Source organism: Cupriavidus sp. Met-2 (assembly GCF_049843575.1).
Lineage (GTDB): Bacteria > Pseudomonadota > Gammaproteobacteria > Burkholderiales > Burkholderiaceae > Cupriavidus > Cupriavidus metallidurans.
Window position 1 is genome coordinate 105863 of the sequence record NZ_JBBHZL010000005.1, and the last position, 13820, is coordinate 119682.

The following is a 13820-nucleotide window of genomic DNA, read 5'->3' on the forward strand; positions in this document are numbered from 1 at the left end:
CACCCCCGCATCCGCCCCCGAGCACTGACCATGGCCGACCTCTTTGAAAACCCGATGAAGCTGATGGGCTTCGAGTTCGTTGAATTCGCCTCGCCCACGCCCAACGTCCTGGAACCGCTGTTCGAGAAAATGGGCTTCACCCTGGTGGCCCGTCACCGCTCGAAGGACGTCGTGCTGTACCGCCAGGGCGACATCAATTTCATCGTCAACAACGAGCCGCATAGCCCCGCCGCCTATTTCGCCGCCGAACACGGCCCGAGCGCCTGTGGCATGGCATTCCGCGTCAAGGATTCCCACCAGGCCTACAACCGCGCGCTGATGCTGGGCGCCCAGCCGGTGGAAATCGCTACCGGCCCGATGGAACTGCGCCTGCCCGCGATCAAGGGCATCGGCGGCGCGCCGCTCTACCTGATCGACCGTTTCGAAGACGGCAAGTCGATCTATGACATCGACTTCGAATTCATCGAGGGCGTGGACCGCCACCCGAAGGGCCACGGCCTGAAGCTGATCGACCACCTGACGCACAACGTCTACCGTGGCCGCATGGCGTACTGGGCGAGCTTCTACGAGCGCCTGTTCAACTTCCGCGAAATCCGTTACTTCGACATCCAGGGCGAATACACGGGCCTGACCTCGAAGGCGATGACCGCGCCGGACGGCAAGATCCGCATCCCGCTGAATGAAGAGTCGTCGAAGGGCGCCGGCCAGATCGAGGAATTCCTGATGGCGTTCAATGGCGAAGGCATCCAGCACATCGCCTTCTCTGTCGACAACCTGATCGAAGTCATCGACAGCCTGCAGATGGCCGGCGTCGAACTGATGACGGCACCGAACGACTATTACTACCAGGCCCTGGACACTCGTCTGCCGGGCCATGGCCAGCCGGTGGACCAGCTCAAGGCCCGCGGCATCCTGCTGGACGGCACGACAGAAGGCGGCAAGCCGCGCCTGCTGCTGCAGATCTTCTCGAAGACTGTGCTCGGCCCGGTGTTCTTCGAATACATCCAGCGCTCCGGCGACGATGGCTTCGGCGAAGGCAACTTCAAGGCGCTCTTCGAATCGCTCGAACGCGACCAGATCGAACGCGGCACGCTGAAGGTCTGATCTTCCGGGGGCTTTCGCCCCCGCCTCCCCGCTTGATACAGATTTGCGCCGGCATCCCCCCGGATGGCGGCGCGCACCCTGCGCCCGGCGTCACCCACGCCGGCGCGCTTTATTGACAAGCGTCCGCCTCAAGAGAGACGCGCCCGACATTCCACAAGAATGGGTAGAGGAAACAACTCATGCACGCTCCCGACAATCAAGGCACGCTCAAGCGTGGCCTGAAGAATCGTCACATCCAGCTCATCGCGCTGGGCGGCGCCATCGGCACCGGCCTGTTCCTGGGCATCGCCCAGACCATCAAGCTGGCCGGCCCCTCGGTGCTGCTGGGCTACGCGCTGGCCGGCGTGGTCGCCTTCTTCATCATGCGCCAGCTCGGCGAAATGGTCGTGGACGAGCCCGTCGCCGGCTCGTTCAGCTACTTCGCCAACAAGTACTGCGGACACTTCGCCGGCTTCATGTCCGGCTGGAACTACTGGGTGCTCTACATCCTCGTCAGCATGGCCGAACTATCGGCCGTCGGCATCTACGTCCAGTACTGGTGGCCCGGCATTCCGACCTGGATTTCCGCGCTGGCCTTCTTCCTGATCATCAACGCGATCAACCTTGCCAGCGTGAAGTCGTTCGGCGAGATGGAATTCTGGTTCTCGATCATCAAGGTGGCGGCCATCGTCGGCATGATCGGTTTCGGCGGCTACCTGCTGGCCACCGGCACCGCGGGCCCCGACGCCAGCATCGCCAACCTGTGGCAACACGGCGGCTTCTTCCCGAACGGCTTCAGCGGCCTGGTGATGGCCATGGCTGTGATCATGTTCTCGTTTGGCGGCCTCGAACTCGTGGGCATCACCGCTGCGGAAGCAGACAGCCCCGAGAAGAGCATCCCGAAGGCGACCAATCAGGTCATCTACCGCATCCTGATCTTCTACGTCGGCGCGCTGGCCGTGCTGCTGTCGCTGTATCCGTGGGAAAAGGTCGTGACCGGCGGCAGCCCGTTCGTGCTGATCTTCCACGCGATGAACAGCAACGTGGTCGCCACCGTGCTCAATATCGTGGTACTGACCGCCGCCCTGTCGGTCTACAACAGCGGCGTCTATTGCAACAGCCGCATGCTGCTGGGCCTGGCGCAGCAAGGCAACGCCCCGCGCTCGCTGATGCGCGTGAACCGCCGCGGCATTCCGCTGACCGCGCTGGCCGTCTCGGCCATCGCCACCGGCATCTGCGTGGTGATCAACTACTTCATGCCCGGCGAGGCCTTCGAACTGCTGATGGGCCTGGTGGTCTCGGCCCTGATCATCAACTGGGCGATGATCAGCATCATCCACCTGATGTTCCGTCGCGCCAAGGCAGCCGCCGGCAAGACCACGCGCTTCCAGAGCCTGGGCTACCCGCTGACCAACTACGTGACGCTGGCCTTCCTGGCAGGCATCCTCGTGGTGATGTTCCTGACGCCTGGCCTGCGCATCTCGGTCTACCTGATTCCGGTATGGCTTGGCGTACTTGGCGTAAGCTATCGCCTCCGGCAGAAAAAGGCCGGTTCGGCCATGCCCGCCGCCAGCGCCCAGATCCAGTAATTGCCGGTGCGGCCTCCGGGCCGCCGCCCTCCTGAACCAAACAGCCAGACGCATCCCATGTTCGAACATATAGAAGCCTTTCCGGGTGACCCGATCCTCTCGCTCAACGAGGACTTCCAGCAGGACCCGCGTACCAACAAGGTCAATCTGAGCATCGGCATCTACTTCGACGACGAAGGCCGCCTGCCGGTGATGAAGGCCGTGGCGGAAGCCGAGGCCGCGCTGCTGTCGGACATGGGTCCGCGCCCGTACCTGCCGATGTCCGGCATGGCCGCGTATCGTCAGGCCGTGCAGGCGCTGGTGTTCGGCGAGGATTGCGCCGCCCGCGCCGAAGGCCGCGTCGCCACGCTGCAGACGCTGGGCGGCTCGGGCGCGCTGCGCGTCGGCGCCGATTTCCTGAAGCGCTACTTCCCGAAGGCGGAGATGTGGATCAGCGATCCGAGCTGGGAGAATCACCGCGTGGTCTTCGAGCGTGCCGGCTTCAAGGTCAACACTTACCCGTACTACGATCCGGCCACCGGCGGCCTGAAATTCGACGCGATGCTTGCCGCGATCGAAGCGATCCCGCAAGGCGACATCGTGCTGCTGCACGCGTGCTGCCACAACCCGACCGGCGTCGACCTGAACCAGGACCAGTGGCGCCAGGTGATCGGCGTGCTCAAGGCGCGCAAGCTGCTGCCGTTCGTCGACATGGCCTACCAGGGTTTCGGCTCGGGCCTGGACGATGACGCCTTCGCCGTGCGCGAACTGGCCCGCCAGAATGTGCCCTGCCTGGTGGCCAATTCGTTCTCGAAGAACTTCTCGCTGTACGGCGAGCGTTGCGGCGGCCTTTCGGTGGTCTGCCAAAGCGCCGACGAAGCCAGCCGTGTGCTGGGCCAGCTTACCGGCGCCGTGCGCGCCAACTACAGCAACCCGCCGACCCACGGCGCGCGCGTGGTGGCCCGTGTGCTGACCACGCCGGCGCTGCGCGCGAACTGGGAGCAGGAACTGGCCGCGATGTGCCAGCGCATCACCCGTATGCGCCAGGCCATCCACGACCACCTGCGCGAGCATGTGAGCGGCGAAAAGCTCTCGCGCTACATCACCCAGCGCGGCATGTTCACGTACACCGGTCTGTCGGCCGATCAGGTCGACCGCCTGAAGAACGAGCACGGCGTGTACGTGCTGCGCTCGGGCCGCATGTGCGTGGCCGGTCTGAACGAGCGCAACGTGGGCGTCGTCGCCAACGCCATCGGGCAGGTGCTGAAGGCCTGAAACGCCTGAAGCACGCCTTTGCAGTCACAAGGCCACCCTCGGGTGGCCTTGTTCTTTTCCCGTCCGGCGTTTTTGTCTTATGATGCCGCCCACCTCCATGGCCGGCAGCCTATGTCCAATACCAATACAACACCAGCCGTCCCCGTTCCCGGCCTGCGCCGCGAACTGCGCGCGCGCCATCTGACCATGATCGCCATCGGCGGGTCGATTGGCACCGGACTCTTCGTCGCCTCAGGCGCCACGATCGCCCAGGCCGGCCCCGGCGGCGCGCTGGCCGCCTACATCCTGATCGGCGCGATGGTCTACTTCCTGATGACCAGCCTGGGCGAACTGGCCGCGTACATGCCCGTGTCCGGGTCCTTTGCCACCTATGGCGCGCTGTACGTCGACGAGGGCTTCGGTTTCGCGCTTGGCTGGAACTACTGGTACAACTGGGCCGTCACGATCGCCGTGGAGCTGGCCGCGGCGCAGCTCGTCATGCAGTACTGGTTCCCCGACACGCCAGGCGTGCTATGGAGCGCCCTGTTCCTTGGCCTCATGTTCGCGCTCAACGCGATCTCCGTGCGCGGTTTCGGCGAAGCGGAATACTGGTGCGCGCTGATCAAGGTCCTCACGGTGATCGCCTTCATCGTCATCGGTACCTTGATGATCTTCGGCATCATGCGCGGTGATTTCTCCCACGCAGGCGGACTGGCCAACCTCACCACCGGCGATGCGCCGTTCGTCGGCGGCCTGCCCGCCATGATCGGGGTGGCGATGATCGCGGGCTTCTCGTTCCAGGGCACCGAACTGATCGGCGTGGCCGCCGGGGAATCCGACGAGCCGGCCAAGAACATCCCGCGCGCGGTGCGTCAGGTGTTCTGGCGCATCCTGCTGTTCTACGTGCTGGCGATCCTGATCATCGGCATCCTGATTCCGTACACCGACCCCAGCCTGCTCAAGACCGACGTGGAAACCGTAGGCGTAAGCCCGTTCACGCTGGTGTTCCGCCATGCGGGTCTTGCGTTTGCCGCGGGCGTGATGAACGCCGTGATCCTGACTGCCGTGCTCTCGGCCGGCAATTCCGGCATGTACGCGTCCACGCGGATGCTCTACAACCTGGCCACCGAGGGCCGCGCGCCGCGTATCTTCGCGCAACTCACCCGCAACGGCGTGCCCCTGGTCGCGCTGCTGGCCACCACCGCCGTCGGCGGCCTGTGCTTCCTGACGTCGCTGTTCGAAAGCAAGTCGGTCTACCTGTGGCTGCTGAACCTGTCGGGCATGACCGGCTTCATTGCGTGGCTGGGCATCGCGGTGAGCCACTACCGGTTTCGCCGGGGCTTCATGGCGCAGGGCCTCGACCTGAACCGCCTGCCCTATCGCTCACCGTTCTTTCCTTACGGGCCGATCTTCGCGTTCGTGCTGTGCATGATCGTCACACTCGGCCAGAACTACCAGGCCTTCAGCGAAGGCAAGATCGACTGGGTGGCCGTGACGGCCACCTATGTGGGCATTCCGATCTTCCTGCTGATCTGGCTCGGCTACCGGCTCGTGCGCAAGTCGCGCTTCGTGCCGTATGCCGAAATGAAATTCCCGGCCCTGCCTGAGATCGAAAAGGACGATTCACCCGTGACGCGGCCTCTGGCCCCGGCATCGGCCGAATAGCACGGCATACCGAAGCGCCCGAGTGACCGGGCGCTTCGGCAACCTTCCGCCGAAGCGTTTACCATCCTCGTCTAGCCTTCAACGTTACGAGGATCTCATGGCAGACCTGTCCGCCTTCCCCATTACCAAGCGATGGCCGGCGCAACATCCGGATCGCCTGCAGTTGTACTCGCTGAATACCCCCAACGGCATCAAGGTATCGTTGATGCTCGAGGAAACCGGCCTCCCCTACGAACCGCATTTGGTCCGCTTCGACAAGAACGACCAGATGACGCCGGAATTCCTGTCACTGAATCCGAACAACAAGATTCCGGCCATCCTCGACCCCAATGGCCCCGGTGGCAAGCCGCTGGCACTGTGGGAATCGGGCGCGATCCTGCTCTACCTGGCCGAAAAGACCGGCAAGTTCATGTCCGCCGATCCGGCCCTGCGCTACGAGACGATCCAGTGGGTCATGTTCCAGATGGGCGGCATTGGCCCGATGTTCGGACAGGTTGGCTTCTTCAACCGGTTCGCCGGCAAGGACTTCGAGGACAAGCGTCCGCGTGACCGCTATGTCGGCGAATCGCGCCGCCTGCTGAACGTGCTGAACGAACGCCTGAAGGGTCGCCAATGGATCATGGGCGACGACTACACGATCGCCGACATGGCCACCTTCCCGTGGATCCGCAACCTGCTGGGCTTCTACGAAGCCGGCGATCTGGTCGGCATTCAGGACTTCCCCGAAGTCACGCGCGTGCTCGGTGCGTTCGTGGCCCGCCCGGCCGTGCAACGCGCGGTCAATATCCCGAAGCGCCCTGAATGATCCGGACTCATGCCGGATAAGGCGAATTACGTGGCGTATTACGCGGCGTAGCCCAGCAACGCGCTGATCGCCGCGGCTTCTTCGCGCACGGCGCGGCCGACTGGTCCGTCGATCGAAGGATCGAACCCACCGGTCGCGCCCAGCGCCGTCAGCACCGCGCATACACGGCCCGTGTAGTCGCGCACCGGCGCCGCCACGGCGCTGATGCCCTTCAGGTTCGTATCACGCACCGATGCGCAGTCTTGTGCGCGAACGGGCTCGCGCAACTTGCCGAGCGGATCGACAGCATCGAGCAGCGCCCTTCGGTCAGGCGGCAGCATCTCCAGTTCCTCCTGCGCCAGTGCCTCCACGCTGGATTCATCGAGCAGTCCCAGAAACACGCGTCCGGTGGCCGAAGACAGCAATGGCATCACCGAACCGACGCGCGCGTTCACCGTGACCGGCAAACCCGGTTCCTCAATGCGTACGATGGTCGCCCCGCGGGTTCCCATCACCGCGACGAAGCAGGTCACTTCCAGCCGCTCGCGCAGGCGGATTAGGGCGGCTTCCGACAGCCGCAGCGGATCGGCCTGCCGCATCGCGGCCAGCCCGATCTGCAGCGCCTCGATCCCGAGGTGGTACTGCTGCGTGCCGGCCTCCTGCGCCACAAACCCTTCCTCCATCAGGCTCACCAGATATCGGTGCACTTTGGCCGGACTTTCGTCGAGCTGCGCGGCGATGGCCGTCAGGCTGGCGCGGCCGCCCAGACGGGCCAACCCCTTGAGCACGGCCATGCCGGTCTCGGCAGCCTGCACGCGCTGGCGTCGCGCTCGCGGGCGCGGTGCGGGGGTGGATTCGGCAGGTATGGCTGGCATGGCGGGTGTCCTTGGCATGGCGTCTGCGGTTAACCCTCATTCAATGATTACGCAATGCGTATATGATTTACGCAAAACAGGCCAAATACCATCCGGCCAAATACCAAGGAGACAACCTGATGCGCCCCTCTCAGCCTGCAGCGCTGTTCGCTGCATCCATTGTGTCTGTGACGTCCATGGCATTTGCCGCCAGCGCGGCACATGCCGCCGATAGCTATCCGACCAAGCCGATCCGCTGGATCGTGCCGTATGCAGCCGGTGGGGGTTCGGATTTCCTGGCACGCACGATCGGACAGGGGTTGTCGGCAAAGATCGGCCAGCCGGTGGTGGTGGACAACAAGCCCGGCGGCAACACGGCGATCGGCGCATCGGAAACCGCACGTTCGCCCGCTGACGGTTACACCGTGCTCTCCGCCGACAACGGCACGCTGGTGTTCAACCCCGTGCTGTACAAGACGCTGTCCTATAACCCCACCCGCGATCTCGCGCCGGTGACGCTGATTGGCCGCTTCCCGATGATCCTGGTGGTGGGACCGGGTAGCACCGCGAAGACAGCGCAGGAATTCATCGCACAGGTCAAGGCCGCGCCCGGCGGCATCAACTATGGTTCCGCCGGTGCGGGCAGCCCTCACCATCTGGCGATGGAACTGCTCAAGGTGGAAGCGCACCTGACCATGACACACGCACCCTATCGCGGCGCCGGCCCCGCTCTCTCCGACGTGGCCGCGGGCCAGATTCCCGCGATGATGGTCGACTTCGCTGCCGGCGCGGGCTTCATCAAGGGTGGCAAGGTGCGCGCGCTGGCCGTGGCGAATCCCACCCGTCTGGCGCAACTGCCTGACGTGCCGACGTTCGCGGAACTTGGCTACAAGAATGTGGAGGCCGCCGCGCTGGTTGGGATGGTAGTGCCGGCCGGCACGCCGCCCGATGTGATTGCCACGCTGAACAAGCAGGTGGTGGCGTCGATCAAGGACCCCGCCATCAACAAGAAGCTGGTGGATTTCGGCGTGGAGCCGGTAGGTAGTTCCCCCACGCAATACAGCGACCTGCTGCGTGCCGAGAGCACGCGCTGGACCAAGCTGATTCACGATCTGAAGATCACGTTGGACTAATCTCGCTGGACTGAACCATGCCGCAGACGAACGCACCCGCCAGCAGTGGAAGCTGCCCGATCGACCACAGCGCCCTGCGCGCGCCCAACGGTTGCCCGGTCAGCCACCAGGCGGCGGCGTTCGATCCCTTCGAGGACGGCTACCAGCAGGACCCGCCCGAGTACGTGCGCTGGTCGCGCGCGCAGGAGCCGGTGTTCTACAGCCCGAAGCTCGGCTACTGGGTGGTGACGCGCTACGACGACATCAAGGCGATCTTTCGCGACAACATCACCTTCAGCCCGTCGATTGCGCTCGAGAAGATCACGCCCACGGGTGAGGCGGCCAATGCGGTGCTGGCCTCGTACGGCTACGCGATGAATCGCACGCTCGTCAACGAGGACGAGCCCGCGCACATGCCGCGCCGCCGCGCGTTGATGGAGCCGTTCACACCCGCCGAACTGGCCCACCACGAACCGATGGTGCGCAAACTCACACGCGAGTACGTCGACCGTTTCATCGACACCGGGCGCGCGGATCTGGTGGACGAGATGCTCTGGGAGGTGCCGCTGACGGTGGCGCTGCATTTCCTCGGCGTGCCCGAGGAAGACATGGACCTGTTGCGCCAGTACTCGATCGCCCATACGGTCAATACATGGGGCCGCCCGAAGCCCGAGGAGCAGGTGGCCGTGGCCCACGCTGTGGGCAACTTCTGGCAACTGGCCGGCCGCATTCTCGACAAGATGCGCGAAGATCCATCCGGCCCGGGCTGGATGCAGTACGGCCTGCGCAAACAGCGCGAACTGCCCGAGGTGGTCACCGATTCGTACCTGCACTCGATGATGATGGCCGGCATCGTGGCCGCGCACGAGACCACGGCCAATGCGTCGGCCAACGCGATCAAGCTGCTGCTGCAACATCCCGATGTCTGGCGGGAGATCTGCGAAGACCCGGCATTGATTCCAAACGCGGTGGAAGAATGCCTGCGGCACAACGGATCGGTGGCCGCCTGGCGGCGCCTCGTCACGCGCGATACCGAAGTGGGCGGCATGTCGCTCGCGGCTGGCAGCAAATTGCTGATCGTCACGTCGTCGGCCAACCACGACGAACATCATTTCGCCGATGCCGACCTGTTCGACATCCATCGTGACAATGCCAGCGACCAGCTTACGTTCGGCTACGGCTCGCACCAGTGCATGGGCAAAAACCTCGCGCGCATGGAGATGCAGATCTTCCTGGAGGAACTGACCAGCCGGCTGCCCCATATGCATCTGGCCGATCAACGCTTCACTTACGTGCCGAACACCTCGTTCCGTGGCCCGGAGCATCTCTGGGTCGAATGGGACCCGGCACGCAACCCCGAACGGACCGATCCGACGGTACTGGCGCCACGTGATGCGGTCCGCATCGGCGAACCGACTGGCGGCACCACCGGCCGCACGCTCGTTGTCGAGCGCGTCGAAACGGCCGCGCAGGGGGTGGTGAGGATCCGCCTGGTTTCGCCCGATGGCCGCGCGCTACCGCGCTGGTCGCCGGGCTCGCATATCGACGTCGAATGCGGCCACACCGGCATCTCGCGCCAGTATTCGCTGTGCGGCGACCCCGCCGATACCAGCACCTTCGAGATCGCGGTGCTGCGCGAGCCCGAAAGCCGTGGTGGATCGGCGTGGATTCATGCCAGCCTGCGCGCAGGCGACAAGCTCAAGGTGCGCGGCCCGCGCAATCACTTCCGGCTCGACGAGACCTGCCGTCGCGCGATCTTCATCGCCGGTGGCATTGGCGTGACTCCGGTCAGCGCCATGGCAAGGCGTGCGAAAGAACTGGGCGTCGACTACACCTTCCACTATTGCGGCCGCAGCCGTGCCTCCATGGCGATGATCGATGAACTGCGCGCCCTGCATGGTGATCGCGTGCGGATTCATGCCGCGGATGAAGGCCAGCGCGCCGATCTCGCGCAAGTGCTCGGCGCACCCGATGCGAACACGCAGATCTACGCTTGTGGACCGGCCCGGATGATCGAGGCGCTGGAAGCCCTGTGCGCGACATGGCCCGAGGATTCGCTGCGCGTCGAACACTTCAGTTCGAAGCTTGGAACGCTCGATCCCTCCAGGGAACAGCCGTTTGCGGTCGAACTGAAGGACTCGGGGCTGACGCTTGAAGTTCCTCCGGACCAGACGCTGCTCGCCACCCTGCGCGCCGCGAACATCGACGTGCAAAGCGATTGCGAGGAAGGCCTGTGTGGATCGTGTGAAGTGCGCGTGCTGGCCGGCGAGATCGACCACCGCGACGTCGTGCTGACGCGCGGCGAGCGTGATGCGAACAACCGGATGATGGCCTGCTGCTCGCGAGCGGCGAAGGGCGGAAAGATCGTGCTGGGGCTGTAAGCCGGCGCGAGGGCTTGATGCGCCAGCCCGTGGCGCATCAACCGGCAACAACGCCACTCAGCACGGCATCACGGATGCCGTGCGAGTACACCCCGAATCGTATCGGCCAGATCTTTCGCCAGGAACTTCGACACGTACGCATCGGCGCCAACCTTGCGCACGTGCTCCTCGCTGGCCTCGCCCGAGAGCGATGAGTGGATCACCACCGGCAGCGACTTCAGCCGGGCGTCGGCCTTGATCTTGCGCGTCAGGGTGAAGCCATCCATCTCCGGCATTTCCAGATCGGTCAGCACCAGCGCGATCTCGTCGCGGACCGTGGCGCCCTTGCTGGCGGTCAGGTCGGCGATCTCGCCGAGCATGTCCCAGGCTTCCTGACCGGACTTGGTCATCACGACTTGAACGCCCATTGCCTTGAGGCCGTTTTCGATCAGACCACGCGCCAGCGCGGAGTCGTCCGCGCAGAGAATCTTGCTGCCGGGGCGGATCGACAATGCCGGGCCGACGGTCGACGGATCTACGTCCGGCTGGCGCGAAGGCAACACGTCGCGCAGGATCTGCTCGACATCCAGCACCTGCACCAGCCGCGGATTCTCGCCACCCGCATCGAGCTTGGCGATGCTGGTCACCAGCCCACCCTTCACGCTGGTCTCGGCGGAGATCACCTGGTTCCAGTCCAGGCGGACGATTTCCTCGACCGCTTCCACCGCGAAGCCCTGCGTGGACCGCGCGTATTCGGTCACGAGCATGATGTTCAGGCCCGACTTCGGATTGCATTCCAGCAGGCGCGGCAGGTCGATGACCGGAATCACCTGCCCACGGATATCGGCCATGCCCAGGATCGACGGTTCCGCGCCGACCACGCTGGTCACCGGCGGCATCACCAGAATTTCACGGACCTTGAACACATTGATGCCGAACAGTTCGGACTGCCCGGTGTGTGCCGCATCACCCAGTCGGAACAACAGCAACTCAAACTGGTTGTTGTTGGTCAGGTTGGTGCGCTCGTCGATGTCTCTCATCGCGCTGGTCATGCTCTTGCTCCGCTGGATGGGGTGAATACGGGTATTGCCGAGGAACTAACGGCCGGGAGGCTTCAACCTTTAGCCTCCGGCACGACCCGCGACGCAGTGCCCGCGCTCGAATGACGTACCAGTGACGCGTCCATGGCGCACTTGTGACGCATACCGCTCCCCGAACGCCGTCGCACGCGCACCAAGGGAAATCCCTGAGCCTCGCAATGCACTGCAAACCCGGGGTTATTCAGCCCCCGGCATGTTCCGCATGTTCCCTCGATGATGAAGACAACGTCACGCTCGCCTACCTTTGAGCCTCGCCGGATCCCGCCCATCAGAGGTGGCTGACCGGCCCCGGCCCTAGGGCCGGACACCGAGGAAAGAGCGACCGCACCCCTTGCCCGATGCCCACGGGACCTCCGCCCTCACACCCGGAACCATGTGAGACGAGGCTGACGCCCGATCCGTACGCGGACGCGCGCAGCGCCCCCTGCAAGGAGACACAACATCATGATCGAACAGCCCTATCCGTCCGTCGCGGACACGGATGCCGCGCCCCCCACTGCCCAAGGCAAAATCGACCAGTACTTCCAGATCAGCGCGCGCGGCAGCACGCAGCGCCGCGAGGTCGTCGCCGGCATCACCACCTTCATGGCGATGGTGTATGCCGTTTTCGTCGTGCCTGGGATGCTCGGCAAGGCCGGCTTCGATACCAGCGCGGTATTTGTCGCCGTCTGCCTTACCACCGCCTTCGGCTCGCTACTGATGGGCCTCTGGGCCAAGCTGCCGATTGCCATTGGTTGCGCGATCTCGCTGACCGCGTTCATGGCCTTTGGCCTGGTGCTGGGCCAGCACCTGTCCCCCGCCGTGGCGCTGGGCGCCGTGTTCCTGATGGGCGTGGTCTTCACCGCGATCTCGGTGACCGGCGTGCGCACCTGGATCCTGCGCAACCTGCCCGCAGGCGTGGCACACGGCGCCGGCATCGGTATCGGCCTGTTCCTGCTGCTGATCGCTTCAAACGAAGTCGGCCTCGTCATCAAGAACCCCGGACCCGGACTGCCCGTCTCGCTCGGCAATATCACCGCCTTCCCGGTGATGATGTCGATCCTCGGACTGGCCGCGATCTTCGGCCTTGAGCGTCGCCGCGTGCCGGGTGGCATCCTGCTGGTGATCGTGGCGATCTCGGCGCTCGGCCTTGTTTTCGATCCATCGGTCAAGTTCACCGGCATCTTCGCGCTGCCGACGCTCTCCGCGCCGGGTCACACCTCGCTGATTGGCGCCATGGATATTCGCGGCGCGCTGTCCGCCGCGGTGCTGCCGAGTGTGCTGGCACTGGTGATGACCGCCGTCTTCGACGCCACCGGCACGATCCGCGCGGTGGCCGGTCAGGCCAACCAGCTCGACGCCACGGGCCGCATCCACAACGGTGGCCGCGCCCTGACCGCCGACTCCGTGAGCTCGATCTTCTCGGCCTTCTTCGGCGGCGCCCCGGCTGCGGCCTATATCGAATCGACCGTCGGCGTGGCCGCGGGCGCCCGCACCGGCCTGGCTGCCGTGACCGTCGGCGCGCTGTTCCTGGCCGTGATGTTCTTCTCGCCGCTGGCTGGGCTGGTGCCGTCGTACGCCACCGCTCCCGCGCTGATGTACGTGGGTCTGCTGATGCTGTCGAGCGTGTCGCGCCTGCACATGGATGACCTGGTCGACGCGCTCTCGGGCCTGGTCTGCGCCGTGTTCATCGTGCTGACCTGCAACATCGTCACCGGCATCATGCTCGGCTTCTGCACGCTGGTGATCGGCCGCATCGTCTCGGGCGAATGGCGCAAGCTCAATATCGGCACGGTCGCGATTGCCGTCGCGCTGGCCGCGTTCTATGCAGGTGGCTGGGCGATCTGATCGCACCCATCACCGAGAATCTTGTCTCCTCCACCTGGGATGACCGGTGGATTTGCCAGCCTCCGGGGACTTTCCCCCCGGAGGCTTTTTTCTTCCTCTCGTTCTCCGGTTAGTTATTGTCGGCACTGTATCGGCAAGCTCCGAAGAATCGATGCAGCGTCATTCAAAAACCCGACAGAAATATCATCGGCGCCATTCGCCGACCACGATGAC

At 64.6% G+C, this 13820-nt stretch carries 10 protein-coding genes; 8 read left to right on the plus strand and 2 right to left on the minus strand.

What is annotated here, in order from left to right:
- Nucleotides 1-30: 30 nt before the first annotated feature.
- The 5 genes from hppD to WD006_RS13110 all read left to right on the plus strand — a co-directional run bounded on the left by hppD (nt 31) and on the right by WD006_RS13110 (nt 6375).
- Nucleotides 31-1104 (plus strand): 4-hydroxyphenylpyruvate dioxygenase, encoded by a 1074-nt coding sequence (gene hppD / locus WD006_RS13090; RefSeq protein ID WP_011519347.1) that lies wholly within the window; start codon nt 31-33, stop codon nt 1102-1104.
- A 179-nt stretch (nt 1105-1283) separates the two neighbouring features.
- The gene (locus WD006_RS13095) at nt 1284-2672 is read left to right on the plus strand and encodes an amino acid permease (RefSeq protein ID WP_011519348.1); all 1389 of its coding nucleotides are present in this window, start codon (nt 1284-1286) and stop codon (nt 2670-2672) included.
- 57 nt (nt 2673-2729) lie between these two features.
- Complete coding sequence (locus WD006_RS13100) at nt 2730-3926, plus strand: amino acid aminotransferase (protein ID WP_011519349.1); 1197 nt, start codon at nt 2730-2732, stop codon at nt 3924-3926.
- A gap of 111 nt (nt 3927-4037) precedes the next feature.
- The gene (locus WD006_RS13105; protein WP_029306430.1) at nt 4038-5570 is read left to right on the plus strand and encodes an amino acid permease; all 1533 of its coding nucleotides are present in this window, start codon (nt 4038-4040) and stop codon (nt 5568-5570) included.
- Between the two features lie 97 nt (nt 5571-5667).
- Nucleotides 5668-6375: a glutathione S-transferase N-terminal domain-containing protein gene (locus WD006_RS13110; protein WP_029306431.1), complete on the plus strand. Its 708-nt coding sequence runs from the start codon at nt 5668-5670 to the stop codon at nt 6373-6375.
- 38 nt (nt 6376-6413) lie between these two features.
- Here the strand turns inward: WD006_RS13110 and WD006_RS13115 are convergent, their stop codons facing one another.
- A complete protein-coding gene (locus WD006_RS13115) occupies nt 6414-7229 on the minus strand; it encodes an IclR family transcriptional regulator (RefSeq protein WP_011519352.1) in 816 nt (271 codons plus the stop codon).
- A gap of 176 nt (nt 7230-7405) precedes the next feature.
- Between WD006_RS13115 and WD006_RS13120 the strand changes: the two genes are divergently transcribed.
- Both WD006_RS13120 and WD006_RS13125 read left to right on the plus strand, forming a co-directional pair.
- Nucleotides 7406-8341 carry a Bug family tripartite tricarboxylate transporter substrate binding protein gene (locus WD006_RS13120; RefSeq protein WP_375199047.1) on the plus strand — a complete coding sequence of 312 codons (936 nt, stop codon included), beginning with the start codon at nt 7406-7408 and terminating at the stop codon, nt 8339-8341.
- Nucleotides 8342-8358: 17 nt separating this feature from the next.
- The gene (locus WD006_RS13125; RefSeq protein ID WP_029306434.1) at nt 8359-10701 is read left to right on the plus strand and encodes a cytochrome P450/oxidoreductase; all 2343 of its coding nucleotides are present in this window, start codon (nt 8359-8361) and stop codon (nt 10699-10701) included.
- A gap of 68 nt (nt 10702-10769) precedes the next feature.
- On the opposite strand, the gene WD006_RS13130 is transcribed toward WD006_RS13125, so the two are convergent.
- On the minus strand, nt 10770-11732 hold the full coding sequence (locus WD006_RS13130) for a chemotaxis protein (RefSeq protein ID WP_011519355.1): 963 nt from the start codon (nt 11730-11732) through the stop codon (nt 10770-10772).
- Between the two features lie 492 nt (nt 11733-12224).
- Between WD006_RS13130 and WD006_RS13135 the strand changes: the two genes are divergently transcribed.
- Nucleotides 12225-13607: an NCS2 family permease gene (locus WD006_RS13135; RefSeq protein WP_011519356.1), complete on the plus strand. Its 1383-nt coding sequence runs from the start codon at nt 12225-12227 to the stop codon at nt 13605-13607.
- The last annotated feature ends 213 nt before the right edge of the window (nt 13608-13820 follow it).